Origin of the sequence: Clavibacter michiganensis subsp. tessellarius (genome assembly GCF_021922985.1) — a bacterium.
GTDB classification, from domain to species: Bacteria; Actinomycetota; Actinomycetes; order Actinomycetales; family Microbacteriaceae; genus Clavibacter; species Clavibacter tessellarius.
The window spans coordinates 2,397,797-2,418,134 of record NZ_CP040788.1 but is presented as its reverse complement, the minus strand read 5'-3'; the positions used below and the strand labels follow the sequence as shown (position 1 = coordinate 2,418,134).

At 69.0% G+C, this 20,338-nt stretch carries 20 protein-coding genes and 2 tRNA genes; 7 read left to right on the top strand and 15 right to left on the bottom strand.

The genetic code is table 11. From position 1 onward, the window contains the following. The first annotated feature begins 109 nt into the window (after positions 1 to 109). Positions 110 to 1,864 (top strand): Stk1 family PASTA domain-containing Ser/Thr kinase, encoded by a 1,755-nt coding sequence (pknB, locus tag FGG90_RS11380; RefSeq protein WP_094127044.1) that lies wholly within the window; start codon positions 110 to 112, stop codon positions 1,862 to 1,864. Between the two features lie 43 nt (positions 1,865 to 1,907). On the opposite strand, the gene FGG90_RS11375 is transcribed toward pknB, so the two are convergent. From FGG90_RS11375 to FGG90_RS11365, 3 genes are read right to left on the bottom strand one after another with little or no spacing between them, the layout of a single operon-like run. Then, positions 1,908 to 2,546 carry an anthranilate synthase component II gene (locus FGG90_RS11375; protein WP_094127045.1) on the bottom strand — a complete coding sequence of 213 codons (639 nt, stop codon included), beginning with the start codon at positions 2,544 to 2,546 and terminating at the stop codon, positions 1,908 to 1,910. Next, entirely contained in the window at positions 2,543 to 2,701 is a 159-nt protein-coding gene (locus FGG90_RS11370; protein WP_165771370.1) for a hypothetical protein, read from the bottom strand. Before FGG90_RS11370 ends, FGG90_RS11375 begins: the two co-directional genes overlap by 4 nt. A 2-nt stretch (positions 2,702 to 2,703) precedes the next feature. Beyond that, the gene (locus tag FGG90_RS11365) at positions 2,704 to 3,504 is read right to left on the bottom strand and encodes a class E sortase (RefSeq protein ID WP_094127047.1); all 801 of its coding nucleotides are present in this window, start codon (positions 3,502 to 3,504) and stop codon (positions 2,704 to 2,706) included. A 105-nt stretch (positions 3,505 to 3,609) separates the two neighbouring features. Between FGG90_RS11365 and FGG90_RS11360 the strand changes: the two genes are divergently transcribed. Continuing rightward, positions 3,610 to 3,849 (top strand): cell division protein CrgA, encoded by a 240-nt coding sequence (locus tag FGG90_RS11360; protein ID WP_015488825.1) that lies wholly within the window; start codon positions 3,610 to 3,612, stop codon positions 3,847 to 3,849. 397 nt (positions 3,850 to 4,246) lie between these two features. Here FGG90_RS11360 and FGG90_RS11355 read toward each other — a convergent pair whose 3' ends face one another. Then, the gene (locus FGG90_RS11355) at positions 4,247 to 5,104 is read right to left on the bottom strand and encodes a rhomboid family intramembrane serine protease (protein ID WP_094127049.1); all 858 of its coding nucleotides are present in this window, start codon (positions 5,102 to 5,104) and stop codon (positions 4,247 to 4,249) included. Continuing rightward, complete coding sequence (locus FGG90_RS11350; protein WP_053773249.1) at positions 5,104 to 5,643, bottom strand: peptidylprolyl isomerase; 540 nt, start codon at positions 5,641 to 5,643, stop codon at positions 5,104 to 5,106. The genes FGG90_RS11355 and FGG90_RS11350 overlap by 1 nt, the downstream gene beginning before the upstream one ends. Positions 5,644 to 5,765: 122 nt before the next feature. On the opposite strand from FGG90_RS11350, the gene FGG90_RS11345 reads away from it, so the two are divergent. Further along, on the top strand, positions 5,766 to 6,392 hold the full coding sequence (locus tag FGG90_RS11345) for a hypothetical protein (protein WP_237583343.1): 627 nt from the start codon (positions 5,766 to 5,768) through the stop codon (positions 6,390 to 6,392). A 181-nt stretch (positions 6,393 to 6,573) separates the two neighbouring features. On the opposite strand, the gene FGG90_RS11340 is transcribed toward FGG90_RS11345, so the two are convergent. From FGG90_RS11340 to dnaA, 10 genes are all read right to left on the bottom strand, one after another. Then, positions 6,574 to 6,646, bottom strand: a tRNA-Ala gene (locus FGG90_RS11340). A gap of 80 nt (positions 6,647 to 6,726) precedes the next feature. Beyond that, positions 6,727 to 6,803: transfer RNA gene (locus FGG90_RS11335), tRNA-Ile, on the bottom strand. A 48-nt stretch (positions 6,804 to 6,851) separates the two neighbouring features. Next, complete coding sequence (locus FGG90_RS11330) at positions 6,852 to 7,259, bottom strand: DUF3566 domain-containing protein (protein WP_094127053.1); 408 nt, start codon at positions 7,257 to 7,259, stop codon at positions 6,852 to 6,854. Further along, positions 7,252 to 9,939, bottom strand: a complete 2,688-nt coding sequence (gene gyrA, locus FGG90_RS11325) for a DNA gyrase subunit A (RefSeq protein WP_237583341.1) — start codon at positions 9,937 to 9,939, stop codon at positions 7,252 to 7,254. Before gyrA ends, FGG90_RS11330 begins: the two co-directional genes overlap by 8 nt. 82 nt (positions 9,940 to 10,021) lie before the next feature. Next, a complete protein-coding gene (gene gyrB, locus FGG90_RS11320; protein WP_237583340.1) occupies positions 10,022 to 12,067 on the bottom strand; it encodes a DNA topoisomerase (ATP-hydrolyzing) subunit B in 2,046 nt (681 codons plus the stop codon). Between the two features lie 187 nt (positions 12,068 to 12,254). Next, entirely contained in the window at positions 12,255 to 12,767 is a 513-nt protein-coding gene (locus FGG90_RS11315; protein WP_094127055.1) for a DciA family protein, read from the bottom strand. Further along, on the bottom strand, positions 12,764 to 13,978 hold the full coding sequence (recF, locus tag FGG90_RS11310; RefSeq protein ID WP_094127057.1) for a DNA replication/repair protein RecF: 1,215 nt from the start codon (positions 13,976 to 13,978) through the stop codon (positions 12,764 to 12,766). Before recF ends, FGG90_RS11315 begins: the two co-directional genes overlap by 4 nt. Positions 13,979 to 13,985: 7 nt before the next feature. Continuing rightward, positions 13,986 to 14,873 (bottom strand): phosphogluconate dehydrogenase (NAD(+)-dependent, decarboxylating), encoded by an 888-nt coding sequence (gene gnd / locus FGG90_RS11305; protein WP_012297499.1) that lies wholly within the window; start codon positions 14,871 to 14,873, stop codon positions 13,986 to 13,988. A 20-nt stretch (positions 14,874 to 14,893) separates the two neighbouring features. Beyond that, positions 14,894 to 16,045, bottom strand: a complete 1,152-nt coding sequence (gene dnaN / locus FGG90_RS11300) for a DNA polymerase III subunit beta (RefSeq protein ID WP_094127059.1) — start codon at positions 16,043 to 16,045, stop codon at positions 14,894 to 14,896. A 568-nt stretch (positions 16,046 to 16,613) separates the two neighbouring features. Beyond that, entirely contained in the window at positions 16,614 to 18,047 is a 1,434-nt protein-coding gene (gene dnaA, locus FGG90_RS11295) for a chromosomal replication initiator protein DnaA (protein WP_063070919.1), read from the bottom strand. A gap of 477 nt (positions 18,048 to 18,524) precedes the next feature. Between dnaA and rpmH the strand changes: the two genes are divergently transcribed. Genes rpmH through yidC form a run of 4 tightly spaced genes read left to right on the top strand, consistent with a single transcriptional unit; the run spans position 18,525 to position 20,287 of the window. Next, a complete protein-coding gene (rpmH, locus tag FGG90_RS11290; protein ID WP_012039665.1) occupies positions 18,525 to 18,662 on the top strand; it encodes a 50S ribosomal protein L34 in 138 nt (45 codons plus the stop codon). A 3-nt stretch (positions 18,663 to 18,665) separates the two neighbouring features. Further along, the gene (rnpA, locus tag FGG90_RS11285) at positions 18,666 to 19,007 is read left to right on the top strand and encodes a ribonuclease P protein component (protein ID WP_094127061.1); all 342 of its coding nucleotides are present in this window, start codon (positions 18,666 to 18,668) and stop codon (positions 19,005 to 19,007) included. Beyond that, positions 19,004 to 19,315 carry a membrane protein insertion efficiency factor YidD gene (gene yidD / locus FGG90_RS11280; RefSeq protein WP_094127063.1) on the top strand — a complete coding sequence of 104 codons (312 nt, stop codon included), beginning with the start codon at positions 19,004 to 19,006 and terminating at the stop codon, positions 19,313 to 19,315. Before rnpA ends, yidD begins: the two co-directional genes overlap by 4 nt. Positions 19,316 to 19,324: 9 nt before the next feature. Further along, positions 19,325 to 20,287, top strand: coding sequence for a membrane protein insertase YidC (yidC, locus tag FGG90_RS11275; protein ID WP_094127065.1), 963 nt, complete (start codon positions 19,325 to 19,327; stop codon positions 20,285 to 20,287). The last annotated feature ends 51 nt before the right edge of the window (positions 20,288 to 20,338 follow it).

Genomic DNA, 20,338 nt, shown 5'->3' with positions numbered 1-20,338 from the left:
CATGCGCCGCGCGAGCGCTCCCCCGCCCTCCGTGCTCCGCCCCGGATCCCCAGCGGAGCCCGGGTAAGCTCATCCCCGTCCTGATCCCGAACCCGACGAGAGGCAGCCCGTGACCGACACGCGTGTCCTCGGCGGACGATACGAGATCGGGGCGCTCCTGGGCCGCGGCGGCATGGCCGACGTCTACGAGGGCGTCGACGCGCGCCTCGGCCGACGCGTCGCCGTCAAGATCCTGCGCCGCGGTCTCGCGGAGGATCCGGCGTTCCGGAGCCGCTTCCGCCAGGAGGCTCAGGCAGCCGCGCGCATGTCGCACCCCACGATCGTCCGCGTGTTCGACGCCGGCGAGGACGTGGTCACCGACCAGGACGGCGCGTCGCACACGGTCCCCTTCATCGTCATGGAGCGGGTCGAGGGCCGCCTCCTCAAGGACGTCATCACCGACGGCCCGCTCGAGCCCGACGAGGCCGTCCGCGTCATGGGCGGCGTCCTCACCGCCCTCGAGTACTCGCACCGCGCGGGCGTCGTCCACCGTGACATCAAGCCCGGCAACATCATGGTCACGCCCACCGGCCAGGTGAAGGTCATGGACTTCGGCATCGCGCGCGCGGTCTCGGACACCTCGGCCACCATCGCCCAGACCACGGCGATCCTCGGCACGGCCCGCTACTTCTCGCCCGAGCAGGCCAAGGGCGAGTCCGTGGACGCGCGCACCGACCTCTACTCCGCCGGCGTCGTCCTCTTCGAGATGCTCACCGGCCAGGCGCCCTTCCGGGCGGACACCGCCGTCGCCGTCGCCTACCAGCACGTCAGCGAGACGCCCGTCGCGCCGAGCAGCGTCCAGGAGCACGTCTCCACGCAGCTCGATCAGGTGGTCCTGCACGCCATGGCGAAGGACCGTTACGCGCGCTTCCAGACCGCCTCCGACTTCCGTGCCGACCTCGACCGCGCCGCAGGCGGCACCCTGCCGGAGCGCGAGGCACCCACCACCGACGTGGGCGCCACGCTCTTCGGCGCCCCCTCGGGCCCGTCCTCCTCCCAGCAGGCGCTCCGTCAGCTCGGCGTCGACGACGACCGCACCGTCCGCACCCAGAGCCGTCCGCCCGTGCCCTGGATCTGGGCCGGCGTCACCGTCGTCGTCGTCATCCTCATCGCCGTCGTCATCTGGGTCACCAGCCTCAGCTCCATCGCGCCGCCCGACATCAGCCCTACGGTGCCCGACGTCGCGGGATCCACGTACTCGAGCGCCGCGGCCGCCCTCGAGGAGGCGGGACTCGTCCCGCTCGAACGCGAGGAGGCGAGCACGACGGTCGCCGAGGGCACGGTGCTCCGCACGAACCCGGATGCCGGGGAGAACGTTGCGTCGAAGACCGAGATCGACGTGTTCGTCTCCTCCGGGCCGCCGGTGGTGCAGGTGCCCAACGTCACCAACATGGACGAGGCCACCGCCACCGCGAGCCTCCAGTCCGCCGGCCTCAAGGTCGGCGAGGTCGTGCGCCAGTCCTCGCCCACCGTCTCCGACGGCGTGGTCATGCAGACCGACCCGGCGTCATCCGCTCAGGTGGATCAGGGTTCCTCGGTGAAGCTCGTGCTCTCGAACGGCAAGGTCTCCATGCCCGACGTGCTGGGTCAGCCCCTGGTCGAGGCGCAGTCCCTGCTCGAGGCCTCCGAGCTCACGGTCACGACGCGGAGGGATCCCTCCTGCGTGCGCGCAGACGGTTCCCCGGTGAGCCAGCAGTCCGTGCCTCCGGGCGACGTCGCCCAGCGCTCCACCGTGGCGCTCACCTACTGCACGGGCACCGGGCGCAGCACCCCCGCGCCCTCGCCCACGGAATCCGCGCCGACGCAGGCACCCCCGCGCGGCTGATCCGGGATGGGGCGCGTGCCCTCGGGCTCGATCCGCAGCCGGTTCAGCTCACGCGGACCAGCGGAGACAGCCGCGACGACGTCTCTCGGGCCCCGCCCAGCCCCGCGCCCTCGAGCCAGTTGCCGAGCATCCAGTAGCCGCCCTCGGTGAGCACCGACTCCGGGTGGAACTGCACCCCCACGATTGGCGCGGCCTCGTGCCGCAGCCCCATGATGACGCCGCCGTCCGTGCGCGACGTGACGACGAGGTCCGAGGGGACGGTGCCGTCGACCACGGCGAGCGAGTGGTACCTCGTGGCAGTGAAGGGCTGCGGCACGCCGAGGTAGAAGTCGCCGTCGTCGTGCGTGACGAGGGACGTCTTGCCGTGCATGAGCTCCTCGGCGTTCGTCACGGTCGCGCCGAACGCCTCGGCGATCGCCTGGTGCCCGAGGCACACGCCGAGCAGGGGCGTGCCGGATCCGAGGGCCGCGCGCACCGTGGGGATGGAGACCCCCGCCTCCGAGGGCTTGCCCGGTCCGGGCGACACCAGCACGGCGTCGTACTCCGAGATGACGCCGGCCATGTCGGCGTCGGCGTGGTCGTCGTTGCGCATGACGACGGTCTCCGCACCGAGCTGCTGCAGGTAGCCGTTGAGCGTGTAGACGAAGCTGTCGTAGTTGTCGATCACGAGGACGCGCGTCACTGGTGCACCGTCACTTCCTGGGTGTTGACGATGGAGTCGACCCAGGGGAAGACCCAGGTGACGAGGCAGTAGAGGATCGCGGCGATCGCGATGAGCAGGATCAGGAGCCGGACCCAGACCGGTCCGGGCAGGATGCGCCAGAGAGCCGCGTACACGCTCAGCCCGCCTTCGCGAACGACGTGCCGGCGAGGGCTGCGGGCGTCGACGCGTCCGACCGCGGCTGCCACGACTCGAAGACGCTGTAGGCCACGACGCGCTCGGCCGCGGAGAAGAGGGGGTTGCAGCTCGTCATCGTGAGGATGCGGTCACCCGGTTGGGCGTCGGGAGCCTGGGGCACCTCGTTGAGCACGTCGACTCCGGTGGGCTTCACGTACTCGAGTGTACGGAAGCGGTAGGTGTACCAGCCGTCCTGGGTCTCGACCACGATGGCGTCGCCGACGCGCAGGTCGGTGATCTGGTTGAAGGGCTTGCCGTAGGTGGTGCGGTGGGCGGCCACCGCGAAGTTGCCCACCTGCCCGGGCATCTGCGTCTCCCGGTAGTGGCCGATCTTGCCGAGGTTCAGGACGTCGCCCAGCCCCACCCCCGTGGCGACCGGCACGACGTAGTCCGGACCGAAGCGCGGGATGTAGATGTTGCCGAAGTCGGTGGCGTTCGACGCGGGGGCCGCCGTGATGACGGGATCACCGGGTGCAGCGGGAGAGGCGGTCGGGTCGGGGGTCGTCTCCGGAGCCGGCGCCGCCGTGGCCCAGGAGCGGCTGTTCTCGAGCGCCTGGTCGCGCTGGCCGCTGCTCACGACGATGTCGTTGAACCACAGCTGCCAGCCGAGGAACAGCATGATGAGGACGCCCGCCGTGAGGAGCAGCTCGCCGAACACCCCGACGGTGCCGAGGATGACGTCTCCGCGACGCGCCCGGTGCCGCGACGCGCGACGGGACGGGACGGGGTGCGGAGCGCTCATGTGCCGATTGTAGGTGGCCGAGATGCGCGGATCCCCCCGTGCTCGCTCCCGTGGACCCGGGGGTCATCCGGGGCCGGTGGAGGAGCGTCCCGCTAGAATCACCGCATGGCCCGCGACAAGACGACGAGACCCTCCCGCCAGGAACGCGTGCGGGACGAGGACGCCCCGAACCCGGTGTGGTTCAAGCCCATCATGTTCGGCTTCATGCTCGTGGGCCTGGCCTGGCTCATCGTCTACTACGTGAGCCTCAACGCGTTCCCCATCCCGGACCTGGGCGTCGGCAACATCCTCATCGGCTTCGGCCTCATCCTGGTCGGCTTCCTCATGACCACCAGGTGGCGCTGACCGCAGCCACCCGCACGTCGAGCCCGTCGCCATCTCCGGATGGCGGCGGGCTCTTCTGCTTCTCGCCCTCCTGGGAGCGGTTCTCCACAGAACGCATGTGGACAACCATCCCCACATGTGGAGAACCGGCCGCATCACGCCGTGCGGTGGCACCGGCGGTGGCGGTTACCGGCGGGCGCCGATGGATCCGGCGTCGGGGTCCGTCGCGCGGCTCCCCCGAGCCGTCTGCATCCCGCCCCTCGCGGCGGAAATGACACGCGTGTAACTATCCCCACTGTGGACGGGCCTGTGGATAACCCTCTGCCGCGCAGGGTCAGCAGATGTCCAGCCGTGCCCGGCGCCCTCGCGAGCACCTGCTCCGAAACCCTTCGGCGCGGATGCGGTGCTACGCGAGGGCTCAGAAGGTGACGGGGAAGAGCGCGGCGGCGGCGAGGATCGCCACGGCCAGTCCGGCGAGCGATCCGACCTGCAGGCGACGGGCGTCGCGCGTGCGCAGGAGCACGAGCGCGACCACCGCGCCGGTCACCAGACCGCCGACGTGCGCCTGCCACGAGACGCCCTGGACGACGAAGCCGAGCAGGAGGTTGAGCACGATGATGCCGAGGAGCGGTCCGACGTTGCCGCCGAGCTTGCGCGCCAGCACGAAGTAGCCGCCCATCAGGCCGAAGATCGCCCCCGAGGCGCCGACGACCGCCTGGAGGGGCTCGCCCATCGCGCCGCCGATCACCTCGACGCCGAGGGATCCGCCCAGAGCGGAGATGAGGAAGAGGGCCAGGAAGCGGGCGCGGCCGAGCATGGGCTCGAGGACGCGGCCGAAGACGAAGACCGACAGCATGTTCAGCAGGATGTGGAAGATGCTCGACGGGGAGTGCGTGAACGCGCTGGTGAGCATGCGCCAGGGCTCGTAGTCGTTCGCGGCGAGGCTGCCGTAGACGGGCGCGAACCACAGCGACGTGGTGACGCGGTCGCCGACGATCGGCAGCACCTGGAGGATCCAGACCACGGCGCAGACCGCCATGATCGCGTAGGTCACGACGGGCCCCGAGCTCCGGGTCATCCGCGTGACGAACGACGCCCGGGAGCGAGGAGCGGTGCGACGCTGCTCCTTCATGTCCTCCGGGCAGATCACCCCGACGGCGGCCGGCGTCTGGCACTCCGGGCAGATGGTCCGCCCGCATCGCTGGCACAGCACGAAGCTCTGCCGGTCGGGGTGCCGGTAGCAGCGGTCGGCCGCCGTACGGGGTGAATCGGTCATCAGACCTTCTCGACGGTGACGCTCTCGATCACGACGTCCTCGCGGGGACGGTCGCGGCCGTCGGTCGCGACGGCGTTGAGGGCGTCGACGACCTTCTTGGACGCGTCGTCGGCGACCTCGCCGAAGATCGTGTGCTTGCCCTGGAGCCACGTGGTGGGCGCCGTGGTGATGAAGAACTGCGAGCCGTTCGTGCCGCGGCCGCCCTGGGTGCCGGCGTTCGCCATGGCGAGGATGTACGGCTTCGAGAAGTCGAGGTCGCGGCTGATCTCGTCGTCGAACTGGTAGCCGGGGCCTCCGGTGCCCTGGCCGAGCGGGTCGCCGCCCTGGAGCATGAAGTCCTTGATGATGCGGTGGAAGACGACGCCGTCGTAGAGCGGGTCGTTCGACTTCTTGCCCGTCTGGGGGTGGGTCCACTCCTTCTCGCCGGTGGCGAGGCCGACGAAGTTCTCGACGGTCTGGGGCGCGTGCGACCCGAAGAGGTTGAGGACGATGGTGCCGTGGTTGGTCGTCATGGTGGCGACGTGAGTGTGCGCAGACATGGAGCAATGGTCTCACGGCGGAGCTGGGACTCGGCGGACGCACAGGGTCCGTCGTGTTTGCCCGCAGAGGCACCCGTGCCAGACTGGGGATTCCTGGCGATATCACACCGATGGAGGTCCCCTTGGGTCTGTCACGCAAGAACAAGAAGGAGTTGGCGAAGCTCCGCACCCACGCGGCCGCCGTCCTCAAGGAGCAGCGCGAGGTCCTCGACCGGGCCAGCGTCGTCGTGGCGGAGGCCGCGCACACGGCCCGCAAGCTCTCCGACCAGCACGTCGTCCCCGCCGTCAAGCGCGGCGTCGACGACCACATCCGTCCCGGCTACGAGGCGGGCGCCGAGCGCGCACGCGCCGCGGCCGACTCCGCCTACAAGGGCTTCACGCACACGGTCCTGCCGGCCGTCGCCGGTGCCGCGGGCTCCGCGGTCGCCGCGACCGAGGGCATCCGCAACAGCAAGCAGGTGAAAGACGCCGTCAAGAAGGCCGGCAAGGTCTCCTCCAAGGCGCAGGAGTTCGGCAAGCACTACGTCGACAACGGCCGCTCGTACGTGGGCCGCTACGTGCCCCAGGTCGCCCCCGCGAAGAAGGGCCTCGGCTTCGGCGGAGTCGCCCTCATCGCATTGGGCGTCGTCCTGGTCGGCGGCGTCGGCTACGCGCTGTACCAGACGTTCCGCGCCGACGACGACCTGTGGATCGCCGACGACGAGCCCGAGGCCGTCGCCACGACCGCCCAGGACCAGTCCGCGAGCTGATCCCGCTGCAGCAGTTCGACGAAGGCCCGGTCACCTCGCGGTGACCGGGCCTTCGTCGTGCGGCGGGTCGGCGGAGGAGAGCGCATCCGTCCGCGGACGATTCGCGGGCGGGCGAAGTGCAGAGTGCGGCCCGGCCCGATGGGAGGTGATCATCCTCGGTTCGACTCGAGGGATCGTGGTGTGGAGTCACGGGGAATCGAACCCCGGACCTCCTGCTTGCAAAGCAGGCGCTCTACCAATTGAGCTATGACCCCGATCGGTGAGCCTCGGATCGCCTCGCGACCTACCGGCTCGATTCCCGCCATGCCCCCGGATCACGCGGATCCGGGGGTGTTGGTGGGGATACCAGGATTTGAACCTGGGACCTCTTCATTATCAGTGAAGCGCTCTAACCAACTGAGCTATATCCCCATCGGGCAGGACTACGTTACCGTACGCCTGCCCGTTTCTCCCAATCGGCTACGCGTTGGTGAAGCCGACGAGGACACCGCCGGTGATGCGCACGCTGAGGTTGTACAGCAGCGCGGCGACGGCACCGAGGACGGTGCCGACGACGATGTTGAGCACGGCAACCACGATGGCGAAGCCGAGCACCTGGCCGAGGCCGAACACGTCCTGGAGGGAGAAGTCCGCGGATCCGGAGACCTCCTGGAACAGCTGGTCGACCGTACCGAAGACGTTCGTGGTCTGCAGCACGACGTAGATGAGGAACGTGGCCACGACCGTGATGACGCCGAGCACCACGGAGAAGAGGAACGCCAGCTTCAGCGCCGACCAGAAGTCGACGTACACGAGCTTGAGACGCACCTGCTTGGTGGTGGTGGCTCGCGAGGACTTCTTCGCGAGCTTCTCGGCGACACTACTCATCGGGGGTTTCCTTCCCAGCAGCGGTACCGTCGGACGCGTCGGGCGCAGCTTCGGGGACCACCAGGTTGCGTTCGGAGTTCTTGGCCAGTGAGATGATCCTGTCGTCGTCCGCGAAACGGGCGAACACGACACCCATGGTGTCTCTGCCCTTCGCCGGGACCTCGGCCACGGCAGAGCGTACCACCTTGCCGCTGGCGAGCACGACGAGGATCTCGTCCTCCTCGCCCACGATCAGGGCCCCCGCGAGGTCGCCGCGGGCATCCTGCAGCTTGGCCACCTTGATGCCCATTCCGCCGCGATTCTGCACGCGGTACTGGTCCGCGGCGGTGCGCTTCGCGAACCCGCCCTCGGTGACCACGAACACGAAGCCCTGGTGCCCGACGACCGATGCGCTGAGCAGCGTGTCGTCCCCGCGGAAGGTCATGCCCTTCACGCCGGAGGTCGAGCGGCCCATCGGCCGGAGCGCGGAGTTGTCGGCGGAGAACCGCAGCGACATGCCCTTGCGCGAGACGAGCAGCAGGTCGTCGTCCTCGTCCACGAGCAGCGCCGACACGAGCGCGTCGCCGTCGCGGAGGTTGATCGCGATGATGCCGCCCGTGCGGTTCGTGTCGTACTCCGTGAGCGCGGTCTTCTTCATCAGGCCGTCGCGCGTGGCGAGCACGAGGTACTGCGCCACCTGGTAGTCGCGGATGTCGAGGACCTGCTGGATCTCCTCGTCCGGCTGCATCGCGAGCAGGTTGGCGACGTGCTGGCCCTTCGCGTCGCGGCCGGCCTCCTGGAGCTCGTACGCCTTGGCGCGGTAGACCCGCCCCTTGTCCGTGAGGAAGAGCAGCCAGTGGTGCGTGGTGGTGACGAAGAAGTGCTCGACCACGTCGTCGGCCCGGAGCTGGGCGCCGCGGACGCCCTTGCCGCCGCGGTGCTGGCTGCGGTAGTTGTCGATGCGCGTGCGCTTGATGTACCCGCCGCGCGTGACGGTGACCACCATCTCCTCCTCGGGGATGAGGTCCTCCATGCTCATGTCGCCGTCGAAGCCGAGCATGATCTCCGTGCGCCGGTCGTCCCCGTACTTGTCGGTGATCTCCTGCAGCTCGGTGCTGATGATCTCGCGCTGGACGTACGGCGTCGCGAGGATGTGCTTGTACTCGGCGATGCGCTCCTCGAGCTCGGCCGCCTGGTCCTGGATCTTCTGGCGCTCGAGCGCGGCGAGCCGGCGCAGCTGCATCTCGAGGATGGCGTTGGCCTGCAGCTCGTCGATGTCGAGCAGCTTCATCAGGCCGCTGCGGGCGACCTCGACCGTCTCGGAACGGCGGATGAGGGCGATGACCTCGTCGAGCGCGTCGAGCGCCTTGAGGTAGCCGCGGAGGATGTGCGCGCGCGCCTCGGCCTCGTTGAGGCGGAACTGCGTGCGGCGGACGATGACGTCTACCTGGTGGTCGACCCAGGCGGAGATGAAGCCGTCGAGCGCGAGCGTGCGCGGGATCCCGTCGACGATCGCGAGCATGTTCGCGCCGAAGTTCTCCTGCAGCTGCGTGTGCTTGTAGAGGTTGTTCAGCACGACCTTCGCGACCGCGTCGCGCTTCAGCACGATGACGAGGCGCTGGCCGGTGCGGCCCGAGGTCTCGTCCCGGATGTCGGCGACGCCGCCGAGCTTGCCGTCCTTCACGAGCTCGGCGATCTTGATCGCGAGGTTGTCGGGGTTCACCTGGTACGGCAGCTCGGTGACCACGAGGCACACGCGGCCCTGGATCTCCTCGACCGCGACGACCGCGCGCATCGTGATGGATCCGCGACCCGTGCGGTACGCGTCGATGATGCCCTTGGTGCCGAGCACCTGGGCGCCCGTCGGGAAGTCCGGGCCCTTGATCCGCTCGAGGAGCGCCTCGAGCAGCTCCTCCCGGTTCGCGTCCGGGTTGGCGAGCAGCCACTGGGCACCGGAGGCGACCTCGCGGAGGTTGTGCGGCGGGATGTTGGTGGCCATGCCGACCGCGATGCCGACGGAGCCGTTGACCAGCAGGTTCGGGAAGCGCGACGGCAGGATCTTCGGCTCGAGCGTGCGGCCGTCGTAGTTGTCCTGGAAGTCGACCGTGTCCTCGGTGATGTCCCGGACCATCTCCATGGCGAGCGGCGCCATCTTGGTCTCGGTGTACCGCGGCGCCGCGGCGCCGTCGTTGCCGGCCGAGCCGAAGTTGCCCTGGCCGAGCGCCAGCGGGTAGCGGAGGCTCCACGGCTGCACGAGGCGCACGAGCGCGTCGTAGATGGAGGAGTCGCCGTGCGGGTGGAACTGGCCCATGACCTCGCCGACCACGCGGGCCGACTTGAAGAACGAGCGGTCGGGGCGGTACCCGCCGTCGTACATGGCGTAGATCACGCGACGGTGCACGGGCTTCAGGCCGTCGCGCACCTCGGGGAGGGCGCGCTGCACGATGACGCTCATCGCGTAGTCGAGGAACGAGCGCTGCATCTCGAGCTGGAGGTCGACCTGCTCGATGCGGTCGTGCGTGACGACCACGGTGGCGTCGGGGTCGATGATGGCGCCGGGCAGCGAGTCGGACGCGGCGGCGGCCGAGGACGCCGGCGTCACGCCCTCCTGGGGCAGCGCGTCGTCCGTGGACGCGGCCTGCCCGTCGTCCGGGGTCGCGCCCGTGCCCTGCTCGTCGTCCGGAGTGGTGTCGTCGGCCATGGAGGTCCCGTTCAGATGTCAGTGGATCGTGGAGTCGGTGCCGGGCGGCGGCGGGCACTCAGCCCCACCGCCGCCGCGTCGATCAGATGTCGAGGAACCTGACGTCCTTGGCGTTGCGCTGGATGAAGCTGCGGCGGGACTCGACGTCCTCGCCCATCAGCGTCGAGAAGACCTCGTCGGCACCGGCGGCGTCGTCGAGCGTGACCTGCATGAGCGTGCGCGTGGCCGGGTCCATGGTGGTCTCCCACAGCTCCTTGTAGTCCATCTCGCCGAGGCCCTTGTAGCGCTGGATGCCGTTGTCCTTCGGGATCCGCTTGCCGTTCGCCTGCCCGTGCGCGAGCAGCGCGTCGCGCTCCGCGTCCGTGTAGACGTACTGGTGCTCGGCGTTCGACCACTTCAGCCGATACAGCGGCGGCTGCGCGAGGTACACGTAGCCGAGCTCGATGAGCGGCCGCATGTAGCGGAACAGCAGCGTGAGCAGCAGGGTCGTGATGTGCTGGCCGTCGACGTCGGCGTCGGCCATCAGCACGATCTTGTGGTACCTGACCTTCTCGGCGTCGAAGTCCTCGCCGATGCCCGCCCCGAACGCGGTGATCATGGACTGCACCTCGTTGTTCTGGAGCGCCCGGTCGAGCCGCGCCTTCTCCACGTTGAGGATCTTCCCCCGCAGCGGCAGGATCGCCTGCGTCGTGGGGTTGCGGCCCTGGACGGCGGATCCGCCGGCCGAGTCGCCCTCGACGAGGAACACCTCGGACAGCGACGGGTCCTTGCTCTGGCAGTCCTTGAGCTTGCCGGGCATGCCGCCGGACTCGAGCAGGCCCTTGCGCCGGGTCTGCTCGCGCGCCTTGCGGGCGGCGAGGCGCGCCTGCGACGCCTGCATGCCCTTCCGGATGATGTCCTTCGCCTGCGCCGGGTTCTTCTCGAGCCAGTCGCCGAGCTGCTGGCCGACGATGCGCTGCACGTAGGCCTTCGCCTCCGTGTTGCCGAGCTTCGTCTTCGTCTGGCCCTCGAACTGCGGCTCGCCGAGCTTCACGGAGATGACGGCGGTGAGACCCTCGCGGACGTCGTCGCCCGTGAGGTTCTCGTCCTTCTCGCGGAGCAGCTTGTTCTCGCGCGCGTAGCGGTTCACGAGCGTGGTGAGCGCCGCGCGGAACCCCTCCTCGTGCGTGCCGCCCTCGTGCGTGTTGATGGTGTTGGCGTACGTGTGGACGCTCTCCGTGTAGGAGGTCGTCCACTGCATCGCGACCTCGAGGCTGATCTTCTTGACCGTGTCCTCGGACTCGAAGGCGATGACGTCCGCGTTGACGACCTCGGTCTTCTTCGCCTTCACGAGGTGCTCGACGTAGTCGACGAGACCGCGCTCGTAGAGGAACTTCTCGGTGCGGTGCTCGGCGCCGTCGACCTCGCGCTCGTCGTGCAACGTCAGGGCGAGCCCCTTGTTGAGGAACGCCATCTGCTGGAAGCGCGCGCGGAGGGTGTCGTAGTCGAACTCGACGGTCTCGAAGATCTCGCGGCTCGGCCAGAAGGTGATCGTCGTGCCGGTCTCGGTGGATCCCTCGCCCTTCTGGAGGGGCGCGTCCGGCACGCCGATGGTGAAGCTCTGGCGCCAGACGGCGCCCTGGCGACGGACCTCGACGTCGAGGCGCTCCGACAGAGCGTTCACCACGGAGCTGCCGACGCCGTGCAGGCCGCCGGAGACCGCGTATCCGCCGCCGCCGAACTTGCCGCCGGCGTGGAGCTTCGTGAGGACGAGCTCGACGGTGGAGATGCCCTCGACGGGGTGGATGTCCACGGGGATGCCGCGGCCGTCGTCGACGACGCGGATGCCGCCGTCCTTCCGCATGGTGATCTGGATGTCGCTGGCGAAGCCCGCGAGCGCCTCGTCGACCGAGTTGTCGACGATCTCGCTCACGAGGTGGTGGAGTCCGCGCGGTCCCGTGGAGCCGATGTACATGCCGGGGCGCTTGCGCACGGCCTCGAGGCCCTCGAGCACCTGGATCTCGTTGGCGCCGTAGTCGTTGCTCACCTGCTGGCGGGTGATGTGGTCGGAGTCGTTGTGCGTCTCCTCGACCTCCACCTCGTCCGGGGTGGAGTCGTCGGGGAGGTCCTGTGAGGCATCCGATGTCATGAAGTGGTGGCTCCTGCCGCGTCGACGCGCCCCTGCCCGGCGACGGACGCGCGCGGATCACGAGGTGATCCGGGGACCGTCGACCTGGACTGCGGGCGACCCCTCATTCTATCGCAGGAGTACCCTCCGCACCGCCTATCCGCCCGTCTGGCGCGCTTTCGTGGCGGGGGTGGGGTGATTCGCCTCCCTAGCCGTAGGTATCGCGCGGGCCCCGCCCTGGGATCGACCTGGGGCCACGTTTCCACGACGGGGCGTTCGGGCCCTGGAAGCGGATCGACCGGATGCCCGCGTCCGGGAAGCGCTCGGCGATGCGCGTCGTGATCTCCACGCGCATGAGCCGCAGCTGCGTCGCCCAGGCGGTGGACTCGCATTCCACGGTGAGGAGGCCGTCCTCGATGCCGACCGGAGAGGAGTGAACCGCGGTCTCCTCGCCGGCGATGGTCGTCCACGCCGCCATGAGCTCGGCCTGCGAGAGGGAGGAGGTCCAGCCCATGCGCGAGGTGAGCGAGTCCATGACGTTGCCGAGCGAGTCGGGATCGCGTCCCGGCTGGAACGGCGAGCTGCCGGCCTTCTGCTCCCGGCGCTTCCGCGCCGAGGGCGAGCGGACGGACGCGTCGCCGAAGACGCGGCGGAAGCGGCGGTAGACGGCGACCGCCTCCGACTCCGGCATCGGGCCACCGTCGGGAGCGCGGGGGATCACGCCGCTCCCCCGGCCGGGTCCGTCTCCGTCGACGCGGATCCGGGTGCGTCGACGATCTCACCGGCGCGTATGTGCACGGCGTTCGCGGCGAGGTGCGCCGGCACGTCCTCGAACACGGCCGCCGTGATGAGGACCTGCTCGAAGCCGGTCACGGCCTCCGCGAGGCGCCCGCGGCGGGCCTGGTCGAGCTCCGCGAACACGTCGTCGAGGATCAGGACGGGGTCGCCCGTCTGCGAGTCCCGGCGCAGCAGCTCCGCCGACGCCAGCTTGATCGCCAGCGCGAACGACCACGACTCCCCGTGGCTGGCGTAGCCCTTCGCCGGTAACCCGTTGAGGCGGAACAGCACGTCGTCGCGATGCGGTCCCACCAGGGTGAGGCCCCGCTCGAGCTCACGCGGACGCATCCGGGCGATGGCGGCGGTGAACACCGGGACGACGTCCTCCGTGCGCGTGAACCGCGCGCCGTCCCGTGAGCCCGACTCGTCCGCGGCGTCGTCCTCGCCGGGGTCGTCGGCCAGGATGCTCAGCTCCGGACGCGCCGACGGCCCGTGGTCGGATCCCGCCACCGCGAGGTAGGCCCGCGCGAGCTCCGGTTGGAGGTCCTGCACGAGGGCACCGCGGGCGGCGATGATCTGCGAGCCGATGGACACGAGCCGCTCGTCCCAGATGTCGAGGGTGCCGAGCTGGTCGGCCTTCATGCCCCGGGCCCGCGCCGACTTGAGCAGGGTGTTGCGCTGCTTGAGCGCGCGCTCGTAGTCGGACATCACCCCAGCGAGCCGGGGCGTCCGCAGCACGAGGAGCTGGTCGAGGAGGCGACGGCGCCCGGACGGATCCCCGCGCACGAGCGCCAGGTCCTCCGGCGCGAACAGAACGCTCGAGAAGTACCGCGGCAGCTCCCGGGGCTTCGTGGGCGTGCTGTTCACCTGCGCCCGGTTGGCCGCCGAGCGGTTGATCTGCACCTCGACCCGGAGCTCGCGCCCCGCGTGCTGGAGGAGGGCCCGGATCACGGCCGAGTCGGCACCCTGGCGGATGAGCGCCTGGTCGGTGGAGACGCGGTGCGACCCGAGCGTGCTCAGGAAGCCCAGCGCCTCCACCAGGTTCGTCTTGCCCTGCCCGTTGCTGCCCACGAAGAGGGTGGCACCGGGCAGGAGCGCGACGTCCGCGCGGGTGTAGTTGCGGAAGTCACCCAGGGAGAGGTGACGGACGATCATCCGGTGGTCAGGACTTCTTCTGCACCGAGTGGCCGCCGAACTGGTTGCGCAGCGCCGCGACGGCCTTCATGGCCGGGGAGTCCTCCTGGCGGGAGGAGAAGCGCGCGAAGATCGACGCGCTGATGGCGGGCATGGGCACGGCGTTGTCGAGGGCCTCCTCGATGGTCCAGCGGCCCTCGCCGGAGTCCTGCACGAAGCCCTCGATGTCCTCGAAGCCCGGGTCCTCCTTGAGCGCCTTGACCAGGAGCTCGAGCAGCCAGGAGCGCACGACCGTGCCGCGCTGCCACGCCTCGAACGTGCCCGTGACGTCCTTGATGATGTCCTTGCGCGCCGCGAGGAGTTCGTAGCCCTCGGCGAACGACTGCATCATCGCGTACTCGATGCCGTTGTGGACCATCTTCGCGTAGTGGCCCGCGCCGGAGTCACCCACGTGCACGAAGCCCTCCTCGCGAGGACCCTCGGGGCGCAGCGCGTCGAAGACGGGCATGGCGCGCTGGACCTGCTCGACCGGGCCGCCGACCATCAGGCCGTAGCCGTTCTCGAGGCCCCAGACGCCGCCGGAGACGCCGGCGTCGACGAAGTCGATGCCCTTGTCCTTGAGCAGGCCCGCGTGCGCGAAGTCGTCGGTGAACTTGGAGTTGCCGCCGTCGATCACCAGGTCGCCGGGCTCGAGGATGCGGGCGAGGTCGCCCACGACGTTCTGCGTGACCTTCCCGGCCGGGACCATGACCCAGACGAGGCGCGGGGTGGGCAGCGCGGCGGCGAGGTCGTCGAGGGTGGCCACGTCGGAGACGTCGGGGTTGGTGTCGTAGCCGGTCACCTCGATGCCGTTCGCCTCGAGGCGCGCGCGCATGCGGGCGCCCATCTTGCCGAGTCCGACGAGTCCGATGTGCATGTTCTCTCCTTGATCGCGGTCTAGCGCAGCAGCAGGTTCGGCTGCAGCAGGTACCGGTAGTTGTCGGCGCCGGCCTGGTCCTTGGAGGACTGGCTCGTGATGAGCACGGGGCCGGGCTTGTTGGGGTTGTCCGTCTTCGTGAACGAGAGGCGGACGAACTCGGAGTGGACGGCGCCGAGGCCGTCCAGCAGGAACTGCGGCTTGAGCGAGACGACGGTGTCCACGCCGGTGAGGAGGGCGTCGATGCTCTCCGATGCCTGCGCGTGCTCGGAGCCGATGGCCTCCAGGGTGAGGCCGTCGATGGTGAAGGTGAAGCGCAGCGCGGCCTCGCGCTCGAGGACGAGCTGGACGCGTCGCGTGGCCTCGATCAGGTCCGCCGTGTTGATGACCGCGTAGTTGTCGACCGTCTCGGGGAACAGCCGCTTGACGGGCGGGAAGTTGCCGCGGATGAGGAGCGACGTCACGGTCTTCTTGTCGGCGCTGAACGCGATCAGCTGGCGGTCGTCCGTGTCGGTGATGGCGACGGAGATCGTGCCGCTGTGGCCGAAGGTCTTGCCGATCTCCTGCAGCGTGCGCGCCGGCACGAGCGCGGTGCGGCTGGTGCCGTCGCCCGACGAGTCGCCGCCGTCCCAGTCGATCTCGCGCACCGCCACGCGGTAGCGGTCGGTGGCGATGAGGCCGAGGCTCGTCTCCCCCACCTCGAGCTGGACGCCCGTGATGACCGGGGTCACGTCGTCGCGCGAGGCGGCGACGGCGACCTGGGACACGGCGGCGGCGAACTGCTCGGCCGGCAGGAGCCCGGACTGCTCGGAGATCTGCGGCAGCGTCGGGTACTCCTCGACGGGCATGCTCAGCAGGGTGAAGTGCGCCGACCCGCACGAGACGGTGATCTTCGACTCGTCGGTCGTGAAGCGCACCGGCGCGTTCGGGAGACGGTTCGCGATGTCCGCGAGCAGGCGGCCGGAGACGAGGACACGACCCGACTCCTCGATGTCGGCCTGGATCTGCGTCCGCGCCGAGACCTCGTAGTCGAACGACGACAGCGTCAGCCCGTCCTCGGTCGCCTCGATCAGCACACCGCTCAGGATCGGGAGGGTCGTGCGCTGCGGCAGCAGCTTGACGGCGAAGGACACCGCCTCGCTGAAGACGTCCCTGTTGACTTGGAACTTCACGTTGTGGACCCCTCGATGAGCGGAAGATTTGTCGGTCAATGCTAGCCGTGCCGACGAGGGGGCCAGCGCCCCGTGGTCCATCCACACCCTGAGGTTCTTGGGCGACATCCAATGAAGGGTTTAAGGATCAATAGTCTTAACCGCTGTGGAATCTGTGGACAACTCCCGGGATCGCCGCGGTTCAGGGGGAACTACACGTCTGGAAGTTGTGGGACGGGTGTGGAGCCGCCTGGGGACTCGGCGGATCGCCGACGTGACGCGATCGTCGGTTCCACAGGCCGGAGGTTCGAACCCACATCGCGGACGGCGGTTCTCCACAGTTATCCACACCCTGTACACACTGTGGGGAACGGCCATCCGACCGCGGCCGGAGCTCCGGAGCGCCTCGATCGGGAGCCAGGAGCGTCGTCGGCTCCCCCGGCGGAGGGCTTCGCCGTCGTCGTGATGCGCGTACGGGCCCTGGAGCGCTCGTGGCCGGGCGCACGAAGAAGGGGTCGGACCTCGTGGTCCGACCCCTTCGCATGTGGTCGTCAGCTCGCGACCTCGACGAGGAGGCGGCCGGACGGCGTCACATCTTGCCGTAGCGGTGGTTCTGCTTGATGCGGCTCGTGAGCTCGGTGACCTGGTTGTAGATGGACCGGCGCTCCTTCATGAGCTCGGTGATCTTCTTGTTCGCGTACATGACGGTCGTGTGGTCGCGGTTCCCGAACAGCTGGCCGATCTTGGGCAGCGAGAGGTTCGTGAGCTCCCTGCACAGGTACATGGCGATCTGGCGGGCGGTTGCCACGGCCTGGGACCGGGACGACCCGTACAGGTCGTCGACCGTGAGCTTGAAGTAGGCCGCGGTGTGGTTGATGATGTCGACCGGCGCGATGACGTTGTCCTCGTCCAGCGTGATCAGGTCCTTGAGCACCGTCTGCACCAGCGACAGGTCGACGGGGGTCTTGTTCAGGCTCGCGAAGGCGGTGACGCGGATGAGCGTCCCCTCGAGCTCCCGGATGTTCGAGGTGACCTTGGTGGCCATGTACTCGAGGATGTCGTCCGGCACCTGCAGCTTCTCGCTCTGCGCCTTCTTGCGCAGGATGGCGATGCGGGTCTCGAGGTCGGGTGCCTGCACGTCCGTGATCAGGCCCCACTCGAAGCGCGACCGCATGCGGTCCTCGAAGCCGGTGAGGTGCTTCGGCGGCAGGTCGCTGGTGATGACCACCTGCTTGTTGTGGTCGTGCAGCGTGTTGAAGGTGTGGAAGAAGGCCTCCTGGGTGGAGTCCTTGCCCTGGAGGAACTGGATGTCGTCGATCAGGAGGATGTCGTTGTCGCGGTAGCGCGACTGGAACAGCGATGACCGGTTGTTGGCGATCGAGTTGATGAAGTCGTTCGTGAACTCCTCCGAGCTCACGTACCGCACGCGGATGCCCGGGTAGAGGCTGATGGCGTAGTGGCCGATGGCGTGGAGGAGGTGCGTCTTGCCGAGGCCGGAGTCCCCGTAGATGAAGAGGGGGTTGTAGGCCTTGGCCGGCGCTTCGGCGACGGCGACCGCGGCGGCGTGCGCGAAGCGGTTGGATCCGCCGATGACGAAGGTGTCGAAGCCGTACTTCGGGTTGAGCCTCGAGTCCCCTCGCGAGGGCGAGGCGGGCAGGCCCGGGTTGTCGGCGGGCGCCGTGATGGTGGGCGTCTCGATGTACGGCTGCTCGGTCGCCGGCTCGGGATGCTGCGCGAACGCGTCCTGCGCGATCTCCGGGTTGACCACGATCGCGAAGTTGCTCACCCCGGCCGTCTCGTCGAGGGAGCCGATGGCGTTGAGGAGGGGGACGCGGATGCGCTGCTCGAGCATCCCGCGGGTGAGGTCGTTGGGCACCTCGAGGTAGAGGGTGCCGGTCATCACGCCCTTGGGCTCGACCAGGCTGATGAAGCCATGGAGCTGCGGGGTGATGCGGTCGTCCGCGGTGAGCGCGGCCAGCACGTTCTGCCAGATCGCGTGCGTCGGGTCGGAGCGGTCGGACATGTTTCCCCATCTGCCGTCACGGTGCTCGGATCCGACGGCTCGCGCCGGGCCTGCACGCGATGCTGCGGCCTGCTGTCGACGCTGGACGAGCGTCGCGTCGTGCGTGCGGCGTCCGTCCCCGGAGACTCCGAGGGTGCGGACCGTCCGGTACCGCGACCGCGGACAGCATAGTTACTCACAGGGTTATCCACCCTGTGTGCGAACGGGCCGCCTGCACCGCGCGAGCGATCCTCGACGCGTCGCGGCCACGCCACACGCTAGCCACCGCCGAGGATCAGGACAAATCGACCCTATCGACGCCGGCATGTCAATACCGGCCATCCGGCTCCCCGTGTGGATAATCGCGCTTCCGCTCCCGGGTTTGACCGGAGGGCCCTCGACCCGTAGATTTAGGCAGTTGACCCAGCCTGTCGAGGCTGCCCCATCTTCCCAGCCGCACTCGTCGGCCCCGTGGACCAACCTGAGTGGAGACTCACCGTGAGCAAGCGCACCTTCCAGCCGAACAACCGCAAGAAGGCCAAGAAGCACGGCTTCCGCCTCCGCATGCGCACCCGTGCCGGCCGTGCCATCCTCGCCGCCCGTCGTGGCAAGGGACGCACCGAGCTCTCCGCGTAGCACGTGCTCGCTCGGCGGAACCGCGTGACGAGCGGTGCGGACTACCGCACCATCGTGCGTCGCGGGCGCCGAGCCACCACGGGGACCGCGGTCGTGTATGCGACGACCGCTCCCGTCGACAGCCCCACCCGCTTCGGGTTCATCGTGTCGAAGAAGGTCGGCAACGCCGTCATCCGCAACACCGTGCGTCGTCGTCTGAAGGCGGTCTCCGCCGGTCTCCTGCCGACGGTGCCGACAGGCAGCTCCGTCGTCATCCGCGTCCTGCCAGGCATGGAGCAGACAGCGTGGGATACCCTGCAGGGGGAGATCGCGTCAGCCGTGACGCGCGCCGTGAGGACGTCATGATGAGGGCACTGACCTCCGTCGTCCTCGCGCCTCGGAACGCGGCCATCGCCGTGATCTCGCTCTACCGACGCATCGTCTCCCCTCTCTACGGGGACGTCTGCCGCTACTACCCCTCCTGTTCGGCGTACGGGCTCGAGGCGGTCCAGGAGCACGGGCTCGTCCGCGGCGGCGCTCTCGCAGCGTGGCGCGTGTGCCGTTGCCACCCGTGGGCGCAGGGCGGCATCGACGACGTCCCCGCTCGGCGGGACCAGCACTACCGACGCACGCGGCTCGGATTCGTCGTCGCACCCAGCCACGGAAAGGGCTAACGACCACTCATGGACTTCCTCGGAACGATCCTGTGGCCGATCAAGTGGGTCATCGAACTCATCCTGGTCGGCTTCCACACCCTCTGGACCAGCATCGGCATGGATCCGGACAACGGCGCCACGTGGGTGCTCTCGATCGTCGGCCTGGTGCTCGTGGTCCGTGCCGCGCTCATCCCCATCTTCGTGCGCCAGATCAAGAACCAGCGCCGCATGATGGAGGTCGCTCCGCAGCTGAAGAAGATCCAGGACAAGTACAAGGGCAAGCGCGACCAGTTCTCCCGCGAGGCGATGTCCCGCGAGACCATGGCGCTGTACAAGGACACGGGCACCAACCCGCTGAGTAGCTGCCTCCCGCTGCTCCTGCAGATGCCGATCTTCTTCTCGCTCTACTCCGTGCTGCACCGCGCTGCGGTCGAGGAACTCCCCGGGATCGGTCTCCTCAACGCGGACCTGTCCCGGTCGTTCGGCGAGTCGTCCTTCCTCGGTGCTCCCCTGCAGTCCGCCATCTCGACGGCCAACGGCAACATCACGGTCATCGTCATCGCGACCACGATGGTCATCCTCATGAGCGCGTCGCAGTTCATCACGCAGCTCCAGATCATGGCCAAGAACATGTCGGAGGAGACCAAGGCCAGCCCGATGTTCAAGCAGCAGCGCATCCTGCTGTACATCCTCCCGCTCGTCTTCGCCGTCTCCGGCATCGCCTTCCCCCTCGGCGTGATGTTCTACTGGCTCGTCTCCAACTTCTGGACGATGGGCCAGCAGTTCCTCGTGATCCGCAACATGCCGACGCCCGGCAGCGAGGCCGCGAGGGCCCGTGAGGCGCGTCTAGCCCGCAAGGGCAAGCTCGTGGCTCCGGAGACGTCAGCGGACGCCGGCACCGTCGTGGTGGAGGAGCGGAAGCCCGTCCAGCGCCAGCAGCCGGTGGGCAAGAACCGCGCCAAGAAGCAGGCGGGATCCAAGAACCGATGAGCGATCCGATCTCCGTCTCCCCGGATGAGCTCGCGCCAGGCCCCACGGCGC